At 37.4% G+C, this 23,609-nt stretch carries 24 protein-coding genes and 1 tRNA gene; 11 read left to right on the top strand and 14 right to left on the bottom strand.

Annotated features, from left to right (window positions below; translation table 11 throughout):
• Positions 1 to 86 precede the first annotated feature (86 nt).
• A complete protein-coding gene (gene treF / locus ACKGJN_RS08180) occupies positions 87 to 1,697 on the top strand; it encodes an alpha,alpha-trehalase TreF (RefSeq protein WP_409538985.1) in 1,611 nt (536 codons plus the stop codon).
• Positions 1,698 to 1,770: 73 nt separating this feature from the next.
• Here the strand turns inward: treF and ACKGJN_RS08175 are convergent, their stop codons facing one another.
• From ACKGJN_RS08175 to ACKGJN_RS08155, 5 genes are all read right to left on the bottom strand, one after another.
• The gene (locus ACKGJN_RS08175; protein WP_409538984.1) at positions 1,771 to 2,232 is read right to left on the bottom strand and encodes a GNAT family N-acetyltransferase; all 462 of its coding nucleotides are present in this window, start codon (positions 2,230 to 2,232) and stop codon (positions 1,771 to 1,773) included.
• Complete coding sequence (locus tag ACKGJN_RS08170) at positions 2,229 to 2,594, bottom strand: DUF1622 domain-containing protein (protein ID WP_409538983.1); 366 nt, start codon at positions 2,592 to 2,594, stop codon at positions 2,229 to 2,231. Before ACKGJN_RS08170 ends, ACKGJN_RS08175 begins: the two co-directional genes overlap by 4 nt.
• Positions 2,594 to 3,595 carry a formimidoylglutamase gene (locus ACKGJN_RS08165; protein ID WP_409538982.1) on the bottom strand — a complete coding sequence of 334 codons (1,002 nt, stop codon included), beginning with the start codon at positions 3,593 to 3,595 and terminating at the stop codon, positions 2,594 to 2,596. The genes ACKGJN_RS08170 and ACKGJN_RS08165 overlap by 1 nt, the downstream gene beginning before the upstream one ends.
• Positions 3,595 to 4,833, bottom strand: a complete 1,239-nt coding sequence (hutI, locus tag ACKGJN_RS08160; RefSeq protein WP_409538981.1) for an imidazolonepropionase — start codon at positions 4,831 to 4,833, stop codon at positions 3,595 to 3,597. The genes ACKGJN_RS08165 and hutI overlap by 1 nt, the downstream gene beginning before the upstream one ends.
• A gap of 303 nt (positions 4,834 to 5,136) precedes the next feature.
• A complete protein-coding gene (locus tag ACKGJN_RS08155; protein WP_409538980.1) occupies positions 5,137 to 6,192 on the bottom strand; it encodes an NAD(P)-dependent alcohol dehydrogenase in 1,056 nt (351 codons plus the stop codon).
• A 362-nt stretch (positions 6,193 to 6,554) separates the two neighbouring features.
• Here ACKGJN_RS08155 and ACKGJN_RS08150 point away from each other — a divergent pair, with 362 nt between their 5' ends.
• The 4 genes from ACKGJN_RS08150 to ACKGJN_RS08135 all read left to right on the top strand — a co-directional run bounded on the left by ACKGJN_RS08150 (position 6,555) and on the right by ACKGJN_RS08135 (position 9,144).
• Positions 6,555 to 7,724 carry a trans-sulfuration enzyme family protein gene (locus ACKGJN_RS08150; RefSeq protein WP_409538979.1) on the top strand — a complete coding sequence of 390 codons (1,170 nt, stop codon included), beginning with the start codon at positions 6,555 to 6,557 and terminating at the stop codon, positions 7,722 to 7,724.
• A gap of 90 nt (positions 7,725 to 7,814) precedes the next feature.
• Positions 7,815 to 8,531 carry a bacillithiol biosynthesis deacetylase BshB1 gene (gene bshB1 / locus ACKGJN_RS08145; RefSeq protein ID WP_409538978.1) on the top strand — a complete coding sequence of 239 codons (717 nt, stop codon included), beginning with the start codon at positions 7,815 to 7,817 and terminating at the stop codon, positions 8,529 to 8,531.
• Positions 8,532 to 8,589: 58 nt separating this feature from the next.
• Positions 8,590 to 8,665, top strand: a tRNA-His gene (locus ACKGJN_RS08140).
• Between the two features lie 269 nt (positions 8,666 to 8,934).
• Positions 8,935 to 9,144 (top strand): dodecin family protein, encoded by a 210-nt coding sequence (locus tag ACKGJN_RS08135; protein WP_409538977.1) that lies wholly within the window; start codon positions 8,935 to 8,937, stop codon positions 9,142 to 9,144.
• Between the two features lie 93 nt (positions 9,145 to 9,237).
• Here ACKGJN_RS08135 and ACKGJN_RS08130 read toward each other — a convergent pair whose 3' ends face one another.
• The 5 genes from ACKGJN_RS08130 to ACKGJN_RS08110 form a co-directional block, all read right to left on the bottom strand.
• Positions 9,238 to 10,011 carry a LytR/AlgR family response regulator transcription factor gene (locus ACKGJN_RS08130; protein ID WP_409538976.1) on the bottom strand — a complete coding sequence of 258 codons (774 nt, stop codon included), beginning with the start codon at positions 10,009 to 10,011 and terminating at the stop codon, positions 9,238 to 9,240.
• 86 nt (positions 10,012 to 10,097) lie between these two features.
• Entirely contained in the window at positions 10,098 to 10,418 is a 321-nt protein-coding gene (locus ACKGJN_RS08125; protein ID WP_409538975.1) for a 2TM domain-containing protein, read from the bottom strand.
• Complete coding sequence (locus tag ACKGJN_RS08120; protein WP_409538974.1) at positions 10,418 to 11,746, bottom strand: 2TM domain-containing protein; 1,329 nt, start codon at positions 11,744 to 11,746, stop codon at positions 10,418 to 10,420. Before ACKGJN_RS08120 ends, ACKGJN_RS08125 begins: the two co-directional genes overlap by 1 nt.
• 17 nt (positions 11,747 to 11,763) lie before the next feature.
• Positions 11,764 to 12,384: a hypothetical protein gene (locus ACKGJN_RS08115; protein ID WP_409538972.1), complete on the bottom strand. Its 621-nt coding sequence runs from the start codon at positions 12,382 to 12,384 to the stop codon at positions 11,764 to 11,766.
• A 423-nt stretch (positions 12,385 to 12,807) separates the two neighbouring features.
• On the bottom strand, positions 12,808 to 13,353 hold the full coding sequence (locus ACKGJN_RS08110) for a pyridoxamine 5'-phosphate oxidase family protein (RefSeq protein ID WP_409538971.1): 546 nt from the start codon (positions 13,351 to 13,353) through the stop codon (positions 12,808 to 12,810).
• 281 nt (positions 13,354 to 13,634) lie between these two features.
• On the opposite strand from ACKGJN_RS08110, the gene ACKGJN_RS08105 reads away from it, so the two are divergent.
• Entirely contained in the window at positions 13,635 to 14,738 is a 1,104-nt protein-coding gene (locus ACKGJN_RS08105) for an AI-2E family transporter (RefSeq protein ID WP_409538970.1), read from the top strand.
• Positions 14,739 to 14,932: 194 nt separating this feature from the next.
• Here ACKGJN_RS08105 and ACKGJN_RS08100 read toward each other — a convergent pair whose 3' ends face one another.
• Positions 14,933 to 15,658, bottom strand: coding sequence for an SIMPL domain-containing protein (locus ACKGJN_RS08100; RefSeq protein ID WP_409538969.1), 726 nt, complete (start codon positions 15,656 to 15,658; stop codon positions 14,933 to 14,935).
• 82 nt (positions 15,659 to 15,740) lie between these two features.
• On the opposite strand from ACKGJN_RS08100, the gene guaA reads away from it, so the two are divergent.
• The 3 genes from guaA to ACKGJN_RS08085 all read left to right on the top strand — a co-directional run bounded on the left by guaA (position 15,741) and on the right by ACKGJN_RS08085 (position 19,712).
• Positions 15,741 to 17,273 carry a glutamine-hydrolyzing GMP synthase gene (gene guaA, locus ACKGJN_RS08095; RefSeq protein ID WP_409538968.1) on the top strand — a complete coding sequence of 511 codons (1,533 nt, stop codon included), beginning with the start codon at positions 15,741 to 15,743 and terminating at the stop codon, positions 17,271 to 17,273.
• Positions 17,274 to 17,348: 75 nt separating this feature from the next.
• Positions 17,349 to 19,304, top strand: coding sequence for a LysM peptidoglycan-binding domain-containing protein (locus tag ACKGJN_RS08090; protein WP_409538967.1), 1,956 nt, complete (start codon positions 17,349 to 17,351; stop codon positions 19,302 to 19,304).
• A 9-nt stretch (positions 19,305 to 19,313) separates the two neighbouring features.
• Positions 19,314 to 19,712, top strand: a complete 399-nt coding sequence (locus ACKGJN_RS08085) for an OsmC family protein (protein ID WP_409538966.1) — start codon at positions 19,314 to 19,316, stop codon at positions 19,710 to 19,712.
• An 85-nt stretch (positions 19,713 to 19,797) separates the two neighbouring features.
• Here the strand turns inward: ACKGJN_RS08085 and ACKGJN_RS08080 are convergent, their stop codons facing one another.
• The 3 genes from ACKGJN_RS08080 to ACKGJN_RS08070 form a co-directional block, all read right to left on the bottom strand.
• Entirely contained in the window at positions 19,798 to 20,739 is a 942-nt protein-coding gene (locus tag ACKGJN_RS08080) for an NAD(P)H-dependent flavin oxidoreductase (protein ID WP_409538965.1), read from the bottom strand.
• A 113-nt stretch (positions 20,740 to 20,852) separates the two neighbouring features.
• A complete protein-coding gene (gene mnmA / locus ACKGJN_RS08075) occupies positions 20,853 to 22,055 on the bottom strand; it encodes a tRNA 2-thiouridine(34) synthase MnmA (protein WP_409538964.1) in 1,203 nt (400 codons plus the stop codon).
• A gap of 118 nt (positions 22,056 to 22,173) precedes the next feature.
• Positions 22,174 to 22,587 (bottom strand): lipocalin-like domain-containing protein, encoded by a 414-nt coding sequence (locus ACKGJN_RS08070; RefSeq protein ID WP_409538963.1) that lies wholly within the window; start codon positions 22,585 to 22,587, stop codon positions 22,174 to 22,176.
• 179 nt (positions 22,588 to 22,766) lie between these two features.
• Here ACKGJN_RS08070 and ACKGJN_RS08065 point away from each other — a divergent pair, with 179 nt between their 5' ends.
• Positions 22,767 to 23,030 (top strand): fasciclin domain-containing protein, encoded by a 264-nt coding sequence (locus ACKGJN_RS08065; protein ID WP_409538961.1) that lies wholly within the window; start codon positions 22,767 to 22,769, stop codon positions 23,028 to 23,030.
• Between the two features lie 67 nt (positions 23,031 to 23,097).
• Positions 23,098 to 23,595 carry a fasciclin domain-containing protein gene (locus ACKGJN_RS08060; protein ID WP_409538960.1) on the top strand — a complete coding sequence of 166 codons (498 nt, stop codon included), beginning with the start codon at positions 23,098 to 23,100 and terminating at the stop codon, positions 23,593 to 23,595.
• The last annotated feature ends 14 nt before the right edge of the window (positions 23,596 to 23,609 follow it).

Raw genomic sequence — 23,609 nt, 5'->3', positions numbered from 1 at the left:
GAAGTAAAACTTTCCTAATTAATCATTTATATTTAACATTTGGCGGGAGCTATTCTTCCAATACTAATTTCAGATAATTCATATTTATGAAGCAATCAAATTTCAGCAACACAATTCTTTCTTTATCGCTGCTTTTTCTATCAAGTTGCGCTACGCTTACAAAGCCAGAATCCAGGGAAGCCCAGATCTTTCCTCCTGAAGAACTTTACGGGGAATTATTCTTTGCCGTGCAAACCAATAAGGATGTTTTTGAGGACAGCAAAACTTTTGTAGATGCTGTTCCATTATATGATGTTGCAAAAATAAGAAATGACTATGCTAAACTTGAGAGTAAGTCAGCTAATAATATTTCTAAATTTGTTTATAAAAATTTTACAGTTCCGGAACAGGAATCGGTTTACAAAACAGATTCTTCATCCATCAATGAACATATTACCAAACTTTGGGATGTATTAAAACGACCGGCCGATAAGGAGGTTTCAGGAACCCTGCTCCCTTTGCCTCATCCTTATATAGTTCCGGGAGGAAGATTTCGGGAGATCTATTACTGGGATAGCTATTTTACGATGTTGGGACTTCAGGAAGACGGGGAAATAGCGATTATCCAAAATATGGTAGATAATTTCTCTCACCTTATCAATGAGTTTGGTTTTATTCCCAACGGAAATAGAACGTATTACTTAAGCAGGTCACAACCTCCATTTTATTCATTGATGGTGGATGTATTGGCAGAATCAAAATCAGATTCAGTCTATACTTCTTACCTTGAAACGCTTTTAAAGGAATATGATTTCTGGATGACGGGTTCTGAATCTCTTAATCCTTCAAATAATTCTATTAAAAGAGTTGTTAGATTGGAGGATGGAACCATCCTCAATAGATATTGGGACGAAAAGAATACCCCAAGACCTGAAAGTTACAGGGAAGATGTGGAAACTGCTACCCTTGCTATCATCGAATTTCCAAATTTAAAAAGGGAAGAGGTTTACAGGAATTTAAGAGCCGGCGCAGAGTCCGGCTGGGATTTTTCCAGCCGGTGGTTAACAGAGGATAAGGAAGATGGGTTCAAGCTTTCTACCATTCATACTACCGATATAATTCCTGTAGATCTTAATTCTTTGCTCTTTCACCTGGAAGAGACTATTTCTAAAGCTTATAAATTAAAGAATGATTCTAAAAATTCCGAAATTTTTCAGCAAAAAGCTTTAACCCGAAAAAATGCAATCCAAAATTATCTTTGGGATGATGAAAAGGAATTTTTTATGGATTATAACTTTATAAAAAGGGAAAGTACGCCGGTATATTCTTTAGCGGGAGTATATCCTTTATTTTTTGAATTAGCCGATAATGAGCAGGCTGAAAAAGTTACCCAAAAAATAAAGGAAATGTTCCTTAAGCCGGGGGGCGTAGTTACCACCCCTTACAACACAGATCAGCAATGGGATGCTCCAAACGGTTGGGCCCCGTTGCAATCGATCACAATTTCAGGCTTGAGAAATTATGATCAAAATGATTTAGCTGGAGAAATTAAGGAAAGATGGCTCAATTTGAATAAGCAGGTTTATAAAGACACCTATAAATTACTGGAAAAATACAATGTAGAAGATCTGTCTAAAGAAAGTGGGGGAGGAGAGTATCCCACTCAGGACGGTTTTGGCTGGACAAACGGGGTTTTTCAGAAATTATCAAAGGAATAATGCATCAGGTATTAAAAAATTCAAATTCAACCTCAAAGCCTATAATTAAGGGCTTTGAGGTTGAATTTTGTTTTTATAACTCCAGTTTCATCTTGATATCTCCCCGGGCATAGGGATTATTTTCTTCTATAGGGATTTCCTGAAATCCGTATTTTTGGTAGATATAGATTGCATTTTCAAGTTTTCGGTTAGAGTAGATAATAACCGATTTCCAGCCTTTCTCTTTGGCATACTTCAGGGTATGCTCCATCAGTTTTTGTCCGATCTTTTTACCCTGAGCTTCAGGAGTAACTGCCATTTTGGTGAGTTCAAAGATCCCATCTTCTATCTTCATCAATGCCACAGTGCCAATAATATGCTCATCCTCTTTCGCGAAAAAGATATTTCCGCCGGGTTCAATAATATATTTTTCAGGATTACCAAGCACTTCCCGATCGTGGTCTTCCACCCAGAAATATTTTTTTAGCCAGGCCAGGTTGAGTTCCTGAAAATCCCGGGCGAACTGGGATGAAAAAGGAATAATTTCTATATTCATTCTTTACCTGTAGTTTTATGAGGTTTTTGCTTCCAGGGAAATTTGCCTTCAATTTCAATTTCCAGGGTAAAACTTAAAATGATTCTGATTAAAACGATCAAACCTAAATTTAAGATACTTTTAGTTGTAGTTTCAAAAACTACCGTTGCAATAATATCTGCAGCTACAAGAAATTCAAGTCCTAAAAGTATAGCTTTCCCCAGTTCTTCCCGTATGATCTTGAAAGATCGGTAAGGTTCTCCCTGCTTTTTAAACAAATATCGGCCTAAAGCCCAAAATGCACCTAAACCAATGATTAAAATGCCAATAACCTCAATAAGAGTGGAAGCATATTCTACAAAAATTTGTAAATTTTTGCTCATCAGGCCGGGTTTATAAAATCTGTTATAAAATAGCTAAGCGCTTTTCCTGTATCAAAATTTTGATTCTCTTGTGGTGCAGCTTCACAGATATGAAGATAGCGGATATTTTTTTCCTCGGAAGCGATTTTAATAAAATTCCTTACCATATTTATAGGAAAACCTGTTGGAGACTGCGCGCTGCTTGGAAAATCCTTGATCGCATCACAATCCAGTTCCAATCCAAAATCTTCCTGAGCGGTGAAATCCAGCTCTTCCCGGAATGCTTTAATGATGGATTCTGAAGATTTTAAAGTAAGATGTTCAAAAAGCCTGAAATGATCATTAGGAGACTGTATTATTTCTTTGAAAATATAATCGGGGGTATAATTTTGGTGTAATCCAAAAACACGGTATTTCCCAAGGATATTTTCTTTTCGGGCAAAACTGAAGCCGTTCCCGCTGTGGCGATAATCGGTTTTTCGGAGATCGGTATGCGCATCGATATTCAAAATATTCACAGGTTTGGCCAGCGCTTTAAATGCTCCTTTTATATTTCCGTAGGCATTGTTGTGTCCGCCACCCACGATAATCGCGATTTTTCCTGCTGAAATTATTCGCGCCACCACATCGCTCACGATAACATCCAATTTGGAAGCAAGCTCACCAAGTTTCACGAAATAATTAGGATCTTCCCGATCAAAATTTGCTGCTTTAGACATTAACTCTTTACAATCAATTTCTCCCAGTAAAAGCACGCTTTCCGGATTGGTGTATTGATTTGCCTGAATGTTTAGCAGGGATTTTAAACAGGCATCCCAGGCTTTGGAAGCGCCTGGTTTTCCTGAATTTCCCCGAATTCCAATATCCTCTGGGATTCCGAACAACACATACCTGGATTTGGAATCCTCCAACTCATTAAAATCCCTTATAAAACTTAATTCATCTCCAAACCTGGTTTCTCCTTCCCGTCCGGAAATAAGGTTGGCGATAGTTTTGTGATTGTATAATTTAAATCCTTCCATTAATTCACCGATTTTCCATTGATGTAAACATCCTCTATTGCATTAGTGCCAAAAGCATATGGCAAATAAGCATAGGAGGGAATATTTTTAGTAACTATAAAATTTGCTTTTTTACCTTTGGAAATACTTCCGTGCGTCTTGCTTAAACCCATTGCATAAGCCGCATTTATTGTAGCTGCATTGATAGCTTCTTCCGGAGTCATTTTCATTTTAATACACGCCAGGGAAACCACAAGATTCATATTTCCGCTGGGAGAACTACCAGGATTGAAATCGGTAGCGAGGGCCAGGGGTAAACCGGCTTCCATGATTTCCCTTGCCGGGGTGTATGGAATACTTAGAAATAAGGAGCAACCGGGAAGTGCAACAGGCATAGTTGGTGTGCCTGTTAAACTTTTAATATCCTGCGGAGTCATGATCTCAAGATGATCCACACTTATGGCATTATGAGTGACTCCCGCTTGTACACCTCCAATGGCGTTGAACTGATTTACGTGGATTTTTGGTTGCAATCCATATTTTTGTCCGGCTTTCATAAGCCTGTTGGTATCCTCCACGCTGAAATAACCTTTTTCACAAAAAATATCGATATATTCTGCAAGATTTTCTTTTGCAATTACAGGTAATATCTCGGTAATAACCATATCAAGATATTCCTCTTTTCGGTCTTTGTATTCTGAAGGTAATGCGTGTGCTCCTAAAAATGTAGCTTTTACAGGCAAACTAAAATTATTTTTTAATTTTTTGATTACCCGAAGCATTTTTAACTCCCCTTCTTTGGTAAGTCCGTAGCCTGATTTTATTTCAATTGCACCTGTTCCAAGTTTGATAACCTCTTCAAGCCTGGCGGCAGATTGTTCGTACAATTCTTCTTCTGAAGTTTCATTCAGGGTTTTGGCAGAGTTCAGGATACCACCGCCACGATTTGCGATCTCTTCATAGGTAAGCCCGTTTATTCGGTCTACAAACTCCTGTTCCCTGTTTCCGGCATAAACCAGGTGGGTATGCGAATCGCACCAGGAGGGAAGCACAATTTTTCCGGTAAGGTCGATGGTTTGATCTACCTGAATCTCCGACAGATCTTCCATTTTTCCGAAATCTGAAATTTTATCGTTCTCAAAAAATAGCCAGGCATTGGAAATTTTGGGCAATTCCTTCATTTCAGATCCTGAAACTTTTTCTACGGAAGAATCCCTTATCTGAACTAACTCCCTGATATTTATAAATAATGATCTCATTTAGTATTTTTTTATGGCTCCCCGGAAAGCTATAATTTTTGGAGAACGTAATTTTATAGATTTCAATGAACAGGTAAAGATAAAAAAGTTGTTCTGAAATAAATTTTTTGAAGGATAAAACCTTAGTCCTGTTTAAGAAAATCGACTTTACCTAAAAGCTCAGGATTATTTCCATCATTTTTTTAAATATCAGATATGGCAGAAAATATTCTAAACAAAAAAAGCAGTTGGAATTGATTCCAACTGCTTTTTAAAATATTTCAAAACCTATTACGTAAAAATTTCACGTTAGGTTCTATCTATCTACTGATTGTTTTTCAAAGATTTCATATCGATCACGAACCGGTATTTTACATCCGATTTAATCATGCGGTCATAGGCATTGTTAATGTTCTGAATATCGATCATTTCCACATCTGAAACAATATTATGTTCCCCACAGAAGTCCAGCATTTCCTGGGTTTCTTTTATTCCTCCAATCAAAGATCCCGCTAAGCGTTTTCGTCCTCCTACCAGTCCGCCACCGTGGATTGGATCCAAAGGTTCAATTGCGCCAACCAAAACCATCGTAGCATCTCTTTTTAGCAAACTTATATAAGGGTTGACATCATGGCCTACAGGAATTGTATTCAAAAGAAAATCGAAGGAATTTTGATGCTGAGCCATTTGCTTCTGATCTTTGGAGATTAAAACCTCATGGGCACCAAGATCCTTGGCATCTTCAGTTTTTGATGCCGAAGTTGTTATCATTACAACATGAGCTCCCATTGCATTGGCAAGCTTCACGCCCATATGACCAAGTCCTCCTAATCCTATAACCCCAACTTTATCTCCTTTCTTCACATTCCATTGTTGCAGAGGCGACCAGGTGGTTATCCCGGCACAAAGAAGCGGCGCTACTGCTTTAACATCCAGATTTTCAGGAATGTTTAAAACGAATTTCTTGTCAACCACCACTTTTTCGGAATATCCACCGAAGGTATGTCCACCTAAATGTTTATCCTCACTGTTGTAGGTAAACGTTGCTCCGTTCTCACAATATTGCTCCAAATTATCCTTACATGCGCTGCATGTTTGACAGGAATCGACCATACAGCCTACTCCAACAAGTTGGCCTTCTTTAAAATTTGTTGCATTTTCTCCGGTTTTGGTAACCCGTCCTATTATTTCGTGTCCGGGAACAGATGGATATTTAGCATTCTTCCAATCATTTTTAACCGTGTGTATATCACTGTGGCAAACTCCACAGTAAAGAATTTCAATTTCAACATCCTCTGCAGTTGGTTCCCGTCGATCAAGTTCAAATGGTTCAAGATCCCTGGTTGCAGATTTTGCTGCGTATGCTTTTACATTACTCATATCAATATTTTTTTTAAAATTACAATAAATGCAGTGTTTGGTACCCTAAAAATGCCACTTTAACCAAATTTAACTTCTGAAAAAGTGCTGCTGTTTTCCAGTATAAAACATAAAATTTAGTTCCAGCCTTGGCTTTTGTTCTGTGTTGTACTCCCTTCTTATTTTGGAGAAATTTAAATGAAATCTTGGATATTTATTCCTTTCCAGCAAATTGATTTATAGATTTTCTGGTTTTGAATTACAGAAGATTAAACAGGACTTCTATTTTAATTTGTCTTTTAAGAATCCACAGAGAGCGATATTTTCAAATATTTCTTTTTACATTAGGGCAAAATTAAAATAAATAAATCCCAACACCTCTTATGGCTCATAAAAACCCAGGAATCAACACGGTTTGCACACATTCCGGAGAATTGAAAGATGAACAATTTAAGGGAGCTGTATCCCCATTATATATGTCGACATCGTATGCTTTTGAAGATGTAGAGGTAAAACGCTACCCTCGGTATTTTAATACGCCCAATCAGGTTGCTTTAGCTCAAAAAATGGCTGCTTTAGAGCACGGCGAAGCTGCATTGATCTTTGGAAGCGGAATGGCCGCTGTAAGCACTTCACTTTTTGCGTTTTTGCATAAAGGAGATCATGTTGTACTTCAAAACACACTTTATGGAGGTACAAGTAATCTTGTTGTTGAAGAATTTGAGAAATTCGGGATCGATTTTTCCTTTACAAAGGACTTGCAACCTGAAAGTTTTAAAGATCAAATTAAAAAGACCACCAAAGTTATTTATATAGAAACCCCTTCCAACCCTTTACTTACTATTACCGACCTTAAAATGGTGGCGGAAATTGCAAAGGAGCACGGATTGGTTAGTATGATAGACAATACCTTCGCATCTCCGGTAAATCAAAACCCGATTGATTTTGGAATTGATATCGTGATTCATTCTGCAACCAAATATATGGGTGGGCACAGTGATATTCTTGCCGGCACCGTAATTTCTTCCGAAGAACACATCAATACCATTTTTCAGCTGGCCAAGAATTTTGGTGGCAGTTTAAGCGATTATACGGTGTGGCTTCTGGAACGCAGTATTAAAACGATGGGATTGCGGGTAAAAGCACAAAATAAGAACGCTAAAAAACTGGCGAAATATCTGGAAAATCATGCCGACATAGAAAAGGTTTATTATCCCGGACTTAAATCGCATCCGGATCACGCACTTGCAAAATCCCAGATGAAAGGTTTTGGTGGAATGCTTTCATTTGAATTAAAGGAGGGCTTAAATGCCTCCTTATTTCAGAAAAAATTAAAGCTGATAAAGTCTTCTATGAGTTTGGCCGGAGTTGAATCCACGATTTTATCTCCAACACTGACCTCTCATGCTTTATTAAGTCCGGAAAACAGGGAAAATCAGGGAATCAAAGATGGTTTGTTGCGATTTTCAGTTGGAATAGAGGAAAAGGAAGATTTGATAGCCGATATTGAGCAGGCGTTGGAAAAAATTAAAAGTTCGAAAGTAGAAAGATAGAAAAAAGAGGTAATTCCTATAGAAAAATAAAAATATTCGTGCATTCGTGGCTTAAAACCATAGATGCAAATTATAAAAATAATCAATTACATGAAATTAGATATTTTGGCAATAGGTTCTCATCCTGATGATGTAGAACTTAGCTGTTCAGGAACAATAGCTAAAGAGGTAGATAGAGGTAAAAAAGTTGGGATCCTGGATCTTACCCGCGGGGAACTTGGAACCCGGGGAACAGCTGAAATCAGGGATAAAGAAGCGGCTGAGGCTGCCAAGATACTCGGGGTTAAAATTCGCCATAATCTTGAATTTAGCGATGGATTTTTTGAGAATAATATTGCGCACCAGTTGGAGGTTATAAAGATCCTTAGAAAATACCGACCTGAAATTGTGCTATGTAATGCGATAAATGACAGGCATATAGATCATGGAAAAGGTTCAAAACTTGTAAGTGACGCTTGTTTTTTAAGTGGTTTAACAAAAATTGAAACCATTTACGAAAAAAATAACCAGGCTGCCTGGAGGCCCAAACATGTGTACCACTATATTCAATGGAAAAATCTTTCTCCGGATATAGTTGTGGATATTACAGGATATATGGATAAAAAACTGGATTCGGTTAGAGCTTATAAGACACAATTTTTTGATAAAGAGAGCAAAGAACCCGTAACTCCCATCTCCAGCGACAACTTTTTTGACAGTATAAGTTACCGGGCGAGGGATCTTGGGCGATTAATAGGTACAGAACACGCCGAGGGTTATACGGTAGAGCGCTATCCTGCAGTTAATTCCATTTTTGACCTAATTTAATTTTACTTTTTTCTTTGTGAAAATGAAGAAAAAAGATACATTTGCATCCGGAATAAATGGTGGTTGTAGCTCAGCTGGTTAGAGCATCGGTTTGTGGTACCGAGGGTCGCCGGTTCGAACCCGGTCTTCCACCCTTTTTTAAGCTCCTTGGGAAACTAAGGAGCTTTTTTTTTTTGCTTAAATTCAAAAATGAGTAATTCCCAATCAAGTTCCGGCTGGATGTCTTCATAATGGAATATTTCTTCTTTTGTATATCTCGTGAACTTTTTTTTTGGTAATTGAGCTTTAGTGAAAATAGTTTGATCTTATTTCAATTGTAATCTTATGTTAATCATTTGACTTTTGGTTAATTCTTTGGTACTTTAATAAGAAATAAAATGTATAACCAATTTAAACTGAAATTATGTCAATAGTAAAAGTTATCGAAGTTATTGCAACCTCTACAAAAAGTTTTGACGATGCTGCACAAAATGCTGTGAAAGAAGCATCAAAAAGTGTAAAAAATATTGTGTCCGTATATATTAAGGATATGAATGGAAAAGTTGAAAACAATGCTATAGTTTCCTACGGTGTTACCGCTAAAATTACATTTAAAATTCAAAAAGAAGGTTAAGTTTATTAATTCCGCTAAAGTGAATTATTAAAAAACGGAAAAACCTTTGTACGCAAGTACGAGGGTTTTTCCTTTTTTTTAGCGTAATAAAACTTATTCCAGCCATTGTTTAAAATCTCTAACCCGTTCTCTTGCAACAATGATGTCGTCCTCTGTTAACGGGTTTTCTAATTTAATTTTGAGACGGGAATTGGAATATGTTATAATATCCAGAATATAATTGATATTTATAAAAAATTTCCGGTTCACCCTGAAAAAGGTTTTAGGACATAGTTCGTTCTCCAGGCCATCCAAAGTGGTTTCTAAAAGATAATTTCTGCCTTCATCCGTACGTAAATAGGTTCCCTTGTTTTCACTGAAAAAGCAACAAATATCCTCAGATGGGATCATTTTAAAATGTTGCCCAACTTTTACAGTAAACCGCTTTTTGTAATCCCTATCCAGCGGATGAATCAGTAATTTTTTTATATCCTCAAAATTCAATTGAACCAATTCAGGTTGTTCTGTCCCAAAACGATTTTTAAGGTTTTTATATTTATCAACGGCAACCTGTAATTCCTGGTCATCAATTGGCTTTAATAAATAGTCTAAACTGTTTAATTTAAAAGCCCGTAAGGCATATTCATCATAAGCAGTAGTGAATATTACCGCACTTTTAATTTCAATGTTTTCAAAAATCTCAAAAGAAAGGCCATCACTTAATTGAATATCCAGAAAAACGACCTCCGGATGGTCATTCATCAAAAACCACTTTTTCGAATCTTCAACAGAATGCAATGTTTCCATAACCTCCACGTCCAACCGCTCCAGCATTCGCATTAACCTACGGGCAGCCGGTTTCTCATCCTCTATTATGATTGCTGTCATTTTGTTTATTTTGGAGTTTATTTATTAAATTATTTTCAGTATTGCCGCGTATTTAATCTAAGATTTTAGATTGATCAAATAAAAGCTCATTCCCATTTTTGCATTTGTTTCCGGTCTTTTTCTATCAATTCCTTAATCTTTCGTTCTTCCCATTTTTTGCCCAAAAGAAATCCCGGACCAAAAACATTTGCCCAATGTGCAGCAAGACCTATTCCCCAAAATAAAGCCGTATAAAAATTTGACATTTCAAGGTTCCAGTTACCAAACCTTGTTATTCCGCTGTTTACAAGAATAAGAAAAATATTAACAGTCAGGTAAACCACCAGGTGCACATAAAAACCTTTTATGTCTTTTACACGTTTCCGGGCTGCTTTGTAACCCGGATCTTCTTCAAAATTTCGTTCCATTATTTCCATGTTTTATTGTTTTGTTTTTCTTTAGCCATTATTTCCGCGATCTTGCGTTCTTCCCAGTTGGAGCCATATCCAAATACAGAGAAGCCGTGTATTGTCAAACCAAGTCCCCATCCAAAGAGCGGAAACCAGAACCACTGAAAATGCCAATATGTATAATAATTAATAAAGATGAGAAAAGGGATTACTATGCAGTAGGAAATAAGATTCCCGTAAAATTCCTTAATATCTTTCACCCTTTCTTTGGCCTTGTAATAGGCATCGTTTTCTGTTGTTTTATAAGTTTCCATAACAGTGATTTTTTGTGTTAATACGGGTAATTTCACCCGGAATGTTGCTGTGTTTTGTTCGATTATAACTTTTCGGTTTGAAACAAGGTGGTACCTGCTTATAATGTTTTGTAGCCCAACTCCGTTTCGATTTTGAAGGGTTTCTTTCTTCTGAAAATTATTTTCCACAACCAGGTAATTCCCTTCCTCATAAATGTGAATATTTAAGGGCCTTTTTTCGCTTATCGCATTGTGCTTTATAGCATTTTCAAGTAATAACTGAAGGGAAAGCGGAACCACTTTTGCTTCAGGATTAGAAAGGATTTCCGGGACTTCATAAGAAACACTGTCCTCAAACCTCATTTTTAAAAGATCCATATAGGTTCTTGCAAAGTTGAGTTCTTCTTCCAGGCTCACCAGTTCTTTATCCTTTTGTTCCAGTACATACCTATAAACCTTTGACAGCGAAGTGGTGAATTTTTGAGCATTTTCAGGATTTTCTTCTATTAAAGAGATGAGAACATTAAGGCTATTGAATAAAAAATGCGGATCGATTTGATTCTTCAGGCTTTCAAATTTTGCTGAAGCTGTTCCGGCAATAATTTTTTGCTCGTTGATCTTTGATTTCTGAAGCTCTTTGTAAAAATAAAAAGCGTGAAAAAACAAGGAAATGAACAAGGTGATAAGCAGGGCAATAAAGTAAAACTGAAATTTTTCTGCAGTTATAAAATCGTTGTATGAATTTCCTTCTATGCTTACTTTATGGATTATTCTAATAAAGAATATTGTAATAAGGGTAATTACCACAGAACCCAATAAACCAAAGATGAAACGATATTTTTTATAATTACCCCAGGAAATGCCGTGGTTTACCCAAGTAAAAAAGTAAGAATTAACAAAACTTAGGGGTACACTATACAGTACATAAAACCCAAAGGTCGCTAAATCCGGCTTCCATGACATTCCGGAAACAAAGCGAAATGTTTGATCTACAAGGAAAAGCAGAAATCCAATAAGTACTCCAATGGCTAATATTTTTAAAGCGTTTCTCATTATTTGAAGGTATACTGTTATTTACAATTATTTAAAATTGCCAGTGCCTGATCTTTACCCCAATTAGGAGAATATTTTGTTTCAGCTTTAAAGTTATCAAAAAGTTCAACAGATCGCTCAATTTGTGTGCAAATAGGTTTGATGTCAGAACCAAAAAATTGTGCGGTTCCCATCTCAAATCGTGCTTTGCTTAAAATCAATCTGGGATTATTTGGGGCGATGGCTTCTGCCTTAGCGTATAATTGTATTACGGAAGGAGAAAGTTTTTGCCCGTAGGACATAGGATCAAAAGCGATCCAGGCAGTATGGATCATTGCTTGCATAACAAGAAGCTCTACATTATTAGGGTTTTCACCCAGCTCAATGTCAAGTGAGGTTTGTGCTTTGCTTAGCAAATCATTCATTTTGTTAAAATCCAGGGTTTTAAATGCCGATGTGGTATTGACAAGGGCAACATAATAATTCGGTAACCAGTTTTCTTTTTCGGTAGATCCAACCTTTTCAAACAGGGCAGAGGCTTCCTCGTTTTTGCCTTCCTCCCATAATAGGAATGCCTGTTCCATTCCCTGCTCATAATTTTCCTGACCCTGAATTAGTCCTGAAATTGCCAACGCCAAAATAATAAGTACTTTTTCCATGATTTTTTATTTTTATTGTGGTTAATAAGAATACAAATATGGAGTGATGAATGGCGCTATTAAATTTTATTCTACCGAACTGTTGATATTTATGGATGAATTGTTGGGAGTTCCAGATTTTAATGAAAGTTCTCTTTGTTTATTAGAATTTGAGAGGACTATAAAATATGGTTCTGTTTTAGGAAATTGTAGAAAGGTGCCTTCTTTAATCGCAAGGTCGCAAAGGTTTACACAAAGATCACAGAGAAATTCTCTTTCCCAGCGCGTTTTCAGTTTTCTTTTATTTGCACGGATTTTTCTTGAGCTTTTTATAGTTAATTTTTTTTACCAAAAAAAAGGCTTTTCGTTTAGCGGTTAACTTTTGATATTTTCAACTTTGAACTTTTTTACAACTTATTATTTAACTTGAAAAGCTAATTGGAGTTAAGGAATTAGAAACGTTTTTTCCCATTCTTCATCTTTCAGTTTAAAAACAGCTCTTATCCTGCTTGGCTCGTCTCTTAATTTCAAATATTCAATGGTATCCGGTATCAATTCAAGAACCGCAAAATTAAGATCTTTGGTGCGGGTTACTGCGATGGGATTTTTTATGGGTTTTCCCGGAGCGTTTTGGGTGTTGTAATCGTTTATAGACTTACCTTCAATATTTACAATATGATCATTCCATAAAGAATCTTCAAAATGAATTTTAATTATGCCACTTAGGAAAATTTGCAGTTGAACAGAATGGTTATAAAACAAAACGCTTCCTTTCGGATTTTTTTTAATTTGTTCAATTTTGATAGATCTTAAATCGGTATAGAATAATAAGGTTTTCTTTTTGGTAAGTCCCCGGAAATTAATTGTTCGTTGTCTAATTCCACCAGAGATTTCAGAAGTTGCCATAGTGCAGGTCCTGAAGGGGTGACTGTGTTTTTTGCTTCCGTCCTCGAGTTCTTTCCAGGTTTCGTTAAATAAATCGATTAACATAAAAAATGAATTAAATTTTTATTCTGGAACGTTTGTAAACCCAAGTAAAAAAAGGAGCATACAATATACGATTTTTTTATTATTTATTTCATTGATTTATTTGTTGAAGGTATGAATAGAGGCTTATTTTATTATTACAATGAATTTTTTTAAAAACGATTTATTAAACAATTTCCGGTATATGACTGAAATTTATTACCTTTTTAAAAGATTAAATTTTTGAGTTAAAAACTTAACAAATAATCCTTTAGTAAAAGTTATTAATTTGATAAAAAATCAAGGTGAAAATTAAACAGATAAATAGGATCAATAGTGTTTTAATCTTTGTATTATTAATTTTAGGATCCATGTATATAGGTGCTTCCTTTTTAATTCCTTTTACCTTTGCCATTTTTCTTGCCACTCTCATATTACCGGTTACTAATTTTCTAGAGCAGAAATTTAAAATTGCCAGGATCACGTCTTCTTTTATAGGAACACTTATTATTTTTATTGGGGCAGGTCTTATTTTCTATCTGCTAATACACCAAATTGGTGTTCTTCTAAATGACCTGGTGGACAGAAGAAACCAAATTTTGCTGTTTGTTCAGGTGATCCAGGAAAATTTAGCTACTGCTTTTGATATTTCGCTCGACCAGCAAAAGAAAATGGCTCAGGATAATTTACTTAGCGGAATCAATTTTTTACAATCCTATCTCACTAATATTCTTTCCAACATTATCGGGATAATTTTAAATTTTTTACTGATTTTAATTTATCTGTTCCTGTTGCTACTGAACAGGGGGAAATTCACCGATTTCATGATGATGTATACTGCTGATGAAAAAAAGAAGGAAACCGCAGAAATTCTGGAGGAAACAGAAAAAGTGGCTAACTATTATTTATGGGGACGCATCAAGGTCATGACAATCCTGGCAATAATGTACCTTATTCTATTCAGTGCCTATGGTCTTGAGCACATGGTGCTGCTGGTGGTATTTGGAGCAATTATTACCATTATTCCCTATATAGGGCCATTTTTCAGCGGATTTCTTCCTGTAGTGTTTATGATCATTTTTGATCATAGTTATATGGAAGTAATTTCATTCGCTGTCATTATTTTAATTGTTCAGTTAATAGAAAGTTATGTTTTAGAACCTTTGATCATAGGTTCAGAAGTAAAGCAGAATCCTTTATTTATAATTATTGGGGTTTTACTGGGTGGAATGGTTTGGGGTATGGCAGGGTTAATACTTTTTGTGCCGTTGTTTTCCATTCTGAAGATAATTTTTGACAATACACAGGAACTTAAGCCTGTTGGTTTTTTAATGGGTTACGAAAGTTCGGGGGAAAAAGAAGGAATAATTGAAAAAATACAAAAAAAATTTAAAAAGAACATCGATTGATCCGTTGTAAAAAAAAATTCAGGAAGATAAGTTAAGCTGAAGCCGATTTCATACTTCCTGCCAATTTTGGTGCTACATCGTTTCCATCTGTCGTTTTGAAAAGAAAGGATAAGTATTATTTAATTGCTCAGTTTTTTTTTGCCATTTGAACAACTGAAAAGAAAACCCTGAAAAAGCTAAAATGAACGAAGTATCTAATCGATCTTATAATCAAGTCGCATGGTTATAGAGGCTGTTTTCTTTTTATCCTGAGTATTAAAGGAGCCGCTCCAGCTATAATCTTCTCCGCTGTTTTGACCTGTGATCTGGAAAACACCCATCCCGGCATTGTTTAGCTCGCCAAGAGAACCACCGCTGTTTTCTGCTATTTTTTCTGCCCGCATTCTTGCGTCTTCAGTTGCTTTAGAGATCATTTCGATCTTAAGATCGGCCAGTTTTGTATAATAATAACGGGGCGGGGTGGAGTTGAACTGTACGCCACGGTTTAGCAATTCTGTGATCTCCCTGGAAACATTTTCTATTAGTTCTACATCTGTGGATTCTATTTTCACCGATTGCCGCAATTCATAGCCTTTAAAAACGCTGCCTACATAATTTCCGTCCTGATATTGATTTTCCCGTTGTTCATTGGTTTGCACCGAGTTAAAGATGAAATTATCAGCTTTTATTCCGTTGTCTATCAGGTACTTTCGAACAGTTTCTTTGTCTGCATTCAACTCTTCGAAGGCCTGTTTTAAATCTGGGCTCATTCTGCTGAATTGGCCTTCCCAAACGATAAGGTCTGATGTGAAATTCTCACTTCCCGAACCGGTTACCGAAATCACACCCTGGGGTTGAGCCCTTTTAATATAAGCATTTCCAAGGAAATAGGCTGCCACCACAATGGCAATTGAAAAAATGAAAGCGCTTAAATATTTCATCGCAGAAGATTAAATTTATCTTTAAAGATATAAAATTATAGAAGCAGTAGGTCATTATAATTTCAAATTCTTATTTTTGCGGATGCAAGAAAACGTACTAATTTTAGACTTCGGTTCGCAGTATACGCAATTGATTGCAAGACGTGTTAGAGAGCTTAACATTTACTGCGAAATACATCCATACAATAAACCACCTCAGGATCTTTCGGGATATAAAGCGGTCATCCTTTCCGGGAGTCCATTTTCGGTAAGGGCAGAAAATGCCCCGCACCCGGATCTTTCTGAAATACGCGGGAAACTGCCACTTTTGGCGGTATGTTACGGGGCGCAATACCTGGCCCAATTTCACGGTGGAAAAGTAGAACCTTCAGAAACCCGGGAATATGGAAGAGCCAATCTTTCAATAATTAAAGATGCTGAAGAACTTTTTGAAAATATAGTCGAAAATTCACAGGTTTGGATGAGCCATAGCGATACGATTAAAGAATTGCCTGAAAACGGTGTAAGGCTCGCCAGTACTAACGATGTTTTGAATGCCGCGTATAGGATTGAGGGAGAACAAACTTATGCGATACAGTTTCATCCGGAAGTGTATCATACCACAGATGGGAAACAACTGCTGGAAAATTTCCTTGTAAACATTGCTAAAGTGCAGCAAACCTGGACTCCGGAAGCCTTTGTAGGAATGACGGTTTCAGAATTAAAAGAGAAAATAGGAGATGATAAGGTTGTTCTTGGACTAAGCGGGGGAGTGGATTCATCGGTAGCTGCAGTGTTGCTTCACAAAGCAATAGGATCTAATTTGTACTGTATTTTTGTGAACAACGGATTGCTTAGAAAAGATGAATTTGAAAGTGTCTTGCACCAGTATAAGGATATGGGGCTGAATGTAAAAGGAGTAGATGCTTCGGCACGTTTCTTGGATGCCCTGGCTGGAGTGAGTGATCCTGAAGAAAAACGTAAGGCTATCGGGAATGCATTTATCGAGGTTTTTGACGCAGAAGCACATCGAATTGAAGATGTGAAATTTTTAGCTCAGGGAACCATTTATCCGGATGTAATAGAATCAATTTCTGTATCCGGTGGCCCTTCAGCAACAATAAAATCACATCACAATGTTGGAGGATTACCTGATTTTATGAAACTGAAAGTAGTGGAGCCTTTGAAGATGCTTTTTAAAGATGAGGTGAGAAGGGTAGGAGCAGAATTGGAAATTTCTGATGAAATATTGGGAAGACATCCTTTTCCTGGACCTGGACTTGCTATAAGAATCCTTGGAGATGTTACAGCAGAAAAAGTGCGTATTTTACAGGAAGTTGATGCGGTTTTTATCAATGGACTGAAAGAATGGATGCTGTATGATAAAGTATGGCAGGCAGGTGCGATCTTGCTTCCTGTGAGCTCTGTAGGCGTGATGGGAGATGAACGGACTTATGAAAAGGTTGTGGCTCTAAGAGCGGTAGAATCCACCGACGGAATGACGGCAGATTGGGTTAATTTGCCGTATGATTTCCTTCAAAAAATGTCCAATACCATAATAAATCGGGTAAAAGGCGTTAATAGGGTAGTGTATGATATTAGTTCAAAACCACCTGCAACTATTGAATGGGAATAGATAATTCAGGATTAACATTTTTTTAGTCCCTGAAGCCTCGAATTTATACCTATAAAAACCAATAAAATCAACAAGATGAAGTATGTTACCATTATATGTTTGTTTTTTCAAGTTCTATCATTTACGGCATTTGGCCAGGCATATAAATATCATACGGTAGCACCAGAGGAAAATGTTTACAGGATCGCCCTGAAATACAATTTGAGTACAGAGGATATCTATAAATATAACCCCGATGCGAAAAATGGAGTTCAGGTGGGAACCAAATTGGTGATCCCAATACAGGGCGATGCAGCCTCTCCTTCCGAAAGTGCCACAAACTCTGCTGATGCGGTGACATTCAGGACACATCAAGTTGAAAAAAAGGAGACTTTATACAGTTTATCAAAACAGTATGATGTTAGTATTGATGATATAAAGCGATATAATAAGCAGCTGTATTCCAAAGAATTGCAACATGGCGAAACCATTCAAATCCCTGTTTTTGCAAAAAGAGAACCGGGAATTGCGCAACCTAAACCAAATGTTTCCTCTCCGGCCCAAACCGGGAAAACCAGGGAACATATAATTCTTCCCAAAGAAACCAAATATGGGATAGCCCGTAAATATGGGATGACTGTAAAGGAACTTGAGGATTTAAACCCGATGGTAGATGTTTTACAACCCGGAATTATGCTGAAAGTTGGTACAGCTGTTTTAAACGAACCGGTAATAATAACAGATACTGCTTTCCAATTCTACGAAGTGCAGCCGCAGGAAACCATGTTTGGGTTAACAAGAAGGTTCCAAATAGACCAGGACTCGCTGGTTGCTCTTAATCCCGCTTTAAAAGACGGATTAAAATATGGGATGGTTTTAAAAGTTCCAACTAAAGATTCAAGTGGAAGGGAATTAGAGGATGTTGAAATGCCTGTTACAGAAACCTCAGAGATTAAAAGAATGGATCTTTCAAATAATCTTAAGGATTTCAGTACAAAAAATCTGGTTTTGATGCTTCCTTATAACCTTAGTAAAGTCAGAAATGATTCGGTTTCCAATTCTGTAAAAGTATTGCAGGATGATAGGGTAATGAGGATTTCCCTGGATTTTCATAGCGGGGTTATAATGGCGATAGAAAGGGCTAAGGAGCTTGGGGTTTCAACCAATATAAAAGTTTTTGACACTCAGCAACAAGCTTCAAGAGTAATTTCTATTGTACAATCAAATAATTTTGACAATGTAGATGCAGTAATAGGACCTTTATTACAAGCAACTTCCGAGGAGGCTGCCTCCAGACTTCTTCGGGAAAAAATACCTGTAGTCTCACCAATTAGCAACAGGGAACTTAAGGCAATTCCTAATCTTTACCAGGCAAGACCTTCAGATGAGATGCTAAGGGACGCGATGATTGAATATTTGCGAATAAATGCACAGGGTAAAAATGTGATTATCGTGGCCGATGGTTCATCAACAGGTGTAAAAACAAGATTGATGAACGCGTTGCCCAACGCGCGTACTGTAAATCCAGGGGCAAACAATGTGACAGAATCAACTTTAGCTGCGGCTCTTGTAAAAGGACGTGAGAACTGGGTAATCCTGGAATCTGAAAGTATGGGATTGCTAAGCAGCGCAACTTCAGCACTAAACAGGCTGGCAAGAAATAACAATATCACGTTGTTTACCACCAATAAAAATAATTCTTTTGAAAATGACGTAGTTTCAAACGCCCACCTCGGAAGATTAAAATTTCATTTTCCCTCAGAGTATAAGGAATTTGATGAAACGGTAAAAGATGATTTTATAGAGGCATATAAGGCTAAGTATAATGTAATACCAAATAAATATACGGTTCGCGGGTATGATCTTACCCTTGATGTTTTATTGCGACTGGCGGCAATGGGCTCCCTTGAAAAATCTGTTGAAGCAAATATTATCACAGAGTATGTAGAAAATAAATTTTTATACCGTGCTAATCCTAACGGAGGTTTTTACAATGATGCTGTTTACATCATGCATTACAACGAAGATCTCACTTTAAGTATTGCTAAATAATTATACCGAATGACTTCAAAAGTAGTTTATAAAGGAGATCTAAGGACAGAATGTGAGCACCTTCAAAGCAAAAACATTTTTATTACAGATGCTCCTTTGGACAATCAGGGAAAAGGAGAGGCATTTTCGCCCACAGATACTGTTGCTACAGCACTTGCATCGTGTATGCTTACCATAATGGGGATTAAGGCACGGGATCTGGAACTGGATATTTCAGGTACGTTTGCTGAAGTCACAAAATTTATGGAAGCTAATCCCCGAAGGATTTCAGGGATTAAGGTTGCATTTACTGTAAAGGGAATTCTTAGTGCTAAGGAAAAAATAATCCTCGAAAATGCCGCAAAAACCTGCCCTGTGATATATAGCATTCATCCTGATATCATTAAAGATATATCTTTTAACTATTGAGCCCGCTTAAATTTTGCTTCTGATTTTAAGGAAGCAGAAATCAAATGGGAAAATTGGTTAAAGAAGAACTTTATAATTTCAGGAACTAATAGGTGAAAACTTCTGTTTTTGCTTTCTCAAATTCTCCCATCATTTCCCTAACAATTTCAGCAGCGGGTTTAATATCATGGATCAAACCTGCTATTTGGCCAATTTCAAGTTCTCCTTCTTCCAAATCCCCCTCGAACATGCCTTTTTTGGCCCGTGCCCTTCCCAGCAATTCAACCAATTCCTCTTTGGTTGGGCAGGTAAGATATAAATCCTGAATATCTCCAAAAAACTTGTTTTTCAAAAGTCGGACGGGTGCGAGTTCTTTCAAAGTCAATTGTGTATCACCTTCCCTGGCTTCCACTACTTTTTGTTTAAAATTGATGTGGGAAGAAGCCTCTTCACTGGCCACAAAGCGTGAACCAACCTGAACGGCATCGGCTCCAAGAACCATTGCAGCCAGCATTCCGCGACCAGTGGCGATTCCTCCGGCAGCAATTAGCGGGATTTCAAGCTGTTCTTTTACCATAGGGATCAACGTAAAGGTGGTGGTTTCATCCCTTCCATTATGGCCTCCTGCTTCAAAACCTTCGGCTACAACAGCATCCACGCCAGCTTCCTGAGATTTAAGCGCGAATTTCACACTGCTCACTACATGAACTACCTTAATGCCATGGGATTGTAAATGTTTAGTCCAGATCTTCGGATTTCCTGCGGAAGTAAATACGATCTCAACCCCTTCTTCAATAATAATTTCAATAATTTTATCTATATCCGGATACAACATTGGAACATTGACAGCAAAAGGTTTTTTTGTGGCCTTCTTACACTTTTGGATATGTTCCCGAAGGATCTCGGGATACATAGAACCCGCACCAATAATTCCCAATCCGCCTTCATTGCTCACAGCGCTTGCCAGGCGCCATCCACTGGCCCAGACCATTCCTGCCTGTATGAGCGGATATTTAATGTTGAAAAGCTGAGTAATTTTATTCGGCATAAGATTTCAATTTTTAATCCCTCATTAAGGGGTTAATTCCCCGGGGCCTGCCTCGAATTTTTAAAGGCATTTTGTAATTCGTACCTAGTGGACTTGTCCCGAGGTTTTTGATTCTAGGAGATCACTCCGGATCCTATTAATTCATCCTCGAGATACCAGGCTACGAACTGACCTTCAGTGATAGCCGATTGAGCCTCTTTAAATACCACGTATAGCCCGTTTTCGGTTTGATGGAGCGTTGCTCCCTGTAAAGTTTGTCGGTAACGGATTCGTGCCTCCACGGCCATTTCTTCACCCGGTTCAATGGCCAGATCCGGACGAACCCAATGGACTTCATCCCAATTTACAAATAAAGCCTTGTTATATAAACCTGGATGTTGATTTCCCTGTCCGGTATAAATAATATTGGAATCTACATCTGTACCTATTACAAATAGGGGTTCAGGGGTTCCGCCAACGGCAAGGCCTTTGCGTTGTCCCCTTGTGAAATAATGAGCCCCCTGATGTTTTCCCACCACTTTTCCATCGGATAAAGCATAGGTATATTTTTTGGACAGGTGTTTTAATTCTTCAGTTTTGGAATTAAATTCAGAAGTTGTTTCTGAATAGATTTCCTTTTCAGAAGCTATCTCTACAATTACACCTTCCTTTGGTTTTAATTTTTGCTGAAGAAATTCAGGAAGCCTTACTTTTCCAATAAAACAAAGTCCCTGAGAATCTTTTTTATTTGCAGTGATCAAATTTTGCTCGGCAGCAATCCTCCTTACTTCAGGTTTTTGTAATTCCCCAATAGGAAAAAGGGTTTTTGCAAGCTGTTCCTGGGTGAGCTGGCACAAAAAATAAGATTGATCCTTGTTATCATCTTTCCCTGCAAGTAACTGATAGATGGTTTCTCCATCCTTCGTTATCTCTCCTTTTCTGCAATAATGTCCTGTAGCGACATAGCCGGCTCCAAGAGATAATGCAATTTTCATAAAAACATCAAACTTGATCTCCCGGTTACAAAGTACATCCGGGTTTGGAGTACGTCCTAATTCATATTCCCGGAACATATAATCAACAATACGTTCTTTATATTGTTCACTTAGATCAACTGTTTGGAATGGGATTCCCAGTTTTTCAGCAACCATCATAGCATCATTGCTGTCATCCAGCCAGGGACATTCATCCGAGATCGTGACCGAATCGTCATGCCAGTTCTTCATGAAAAGTCCTATAACCTCAAATCCCTGTTGTTGTAATAAATAAGCGGTTACACTGGAATCTACTCCTCCAGATAAACCAACGACTACTTTCTTCATAATTACTTCTTCCATTTTGCCGAATCAAACTACGCTGATTGGCGCATAGATGGTCGGCAAAGACTTGGCAAAATTACGAAAATAATAAGGGTGGTAAAAACCACCCTTTAAAACCTATATTTTAAAAGTAAAATTAATCCCTTTCAAATACAAGTGTGGTGCTTGGAAACAATACCGGGGTAAAGATAAATGTGTTTGAAGTGAACGCAATGGTTCCTGTGAAGGTGTTAAATCCTTCCAGTTCAGGGATGGGAATGGTTATGGTATATATTCCACTTTGATTGTTCCAGGTGCTATTGGTTGGTTGTCCAGCCATGCAATTTCCCTCAACCTGTGCATGAAAGACAGAGGTAGCTGTACCGTCGCCATTAAAAGTCATCGTTGAATTTTTATTGCATTCACTCAACGTAAAATCTGAATTAGGTACATTGTTTACCTCCACAATAAACCAGGTTCCCAGAATTCGATCTTCTTCGCTGGCATCATCGTCGCTATTGCATGCGGTTAAAACGGTTAGGCTCATAAATAATAAAAGTAATTTCTTCATAGGTATGGTTTTAAATGGTCGTTAAATATAGGAATAGGAACGTAATTCCAACGGAAATTATATCTCATCGGGTAGTTTCTAATATAAAATTAACTTTTGTTGAATTAAAATTAACGAAAGTTGAACAAAGTAAAAAGAAGTTAATAATTATTTCTAGCATCAACTTAAAAACAAAAAAAATGCTATTAAAATCAAACCTTAAAAAAATTGCATTCGTAACCTTCTTATCTTTAGGAGCGATCGCTTGCAACAACGATGATTATGCCGTAATCATGCCAGAGCCAGAATCTAACACCATAGCGGATGTGGTAGAGAACAGCGCAGACTATTCTTCACTAAATGCAGCTCTTAAAGTAGCCGGCTTAAAAGCTACCCTTGATGGAACTACAGGATATACTGTATTTGCACCAAATAGTGCGGCTTTTAGCGAATTTTTTTTCTGATAATAATTTTGCAGATCTAAGCGCAGTACCAGTGGATGTGTTAACCCAGGTTTTATAAAATCATGTATTGGTAGGGGAAAAACGTGCTGCTGATTTAAGTAACGGCTTTGTAACGACTGCTTCTACCTCATCTCCGGGAGAAAATAATTTGAGCAAGTACATTGCAGTTGGAGAAAATGTAGTGATTAATGGATTAAGTACGGTAACTCAGGCTAACATTGAGGCCGACAATGGAGTGGTTCACGCGGTGAATTCAGTAATTGGGTTACCGGAAATTACCGCCTTCGCGCAGGTCGATCCTACTTTTACAACATTGGTTGCAGCACTTACAAGAGATGAATCTTTTGATTTTGTTCCAACTCTTCAAACCAAGGGTGCACCTGCTGAAAATATTACAGATGGAATGGATGTGACAACTTTTGAGGGCGGTACATTTGTTATCAATACGACAGGAGGTGTAACTATTACTGACGAAATTGACAGAGTTTCAAATGTAGTAGCTACCAATAGTAACGCGGTAATTCACGATATAGAATCCGTGCTTTTTCCAGATCCTGAAGACTAAATAAGCGAATGAAT

This window comes from Gillisia xinjiangensis (genome assembly GCF_046298265.1).
GTDB classification, from domain to species: Bacteria; Bacteroidota; Bacteroidia; order Flavobacteriales; family Flavobacteriaceae; genus Gillisia; species Gillisia xinjiangensis.
This window is presented reverse-complemented; position numbering and strand designations above follow the sequence as displayed.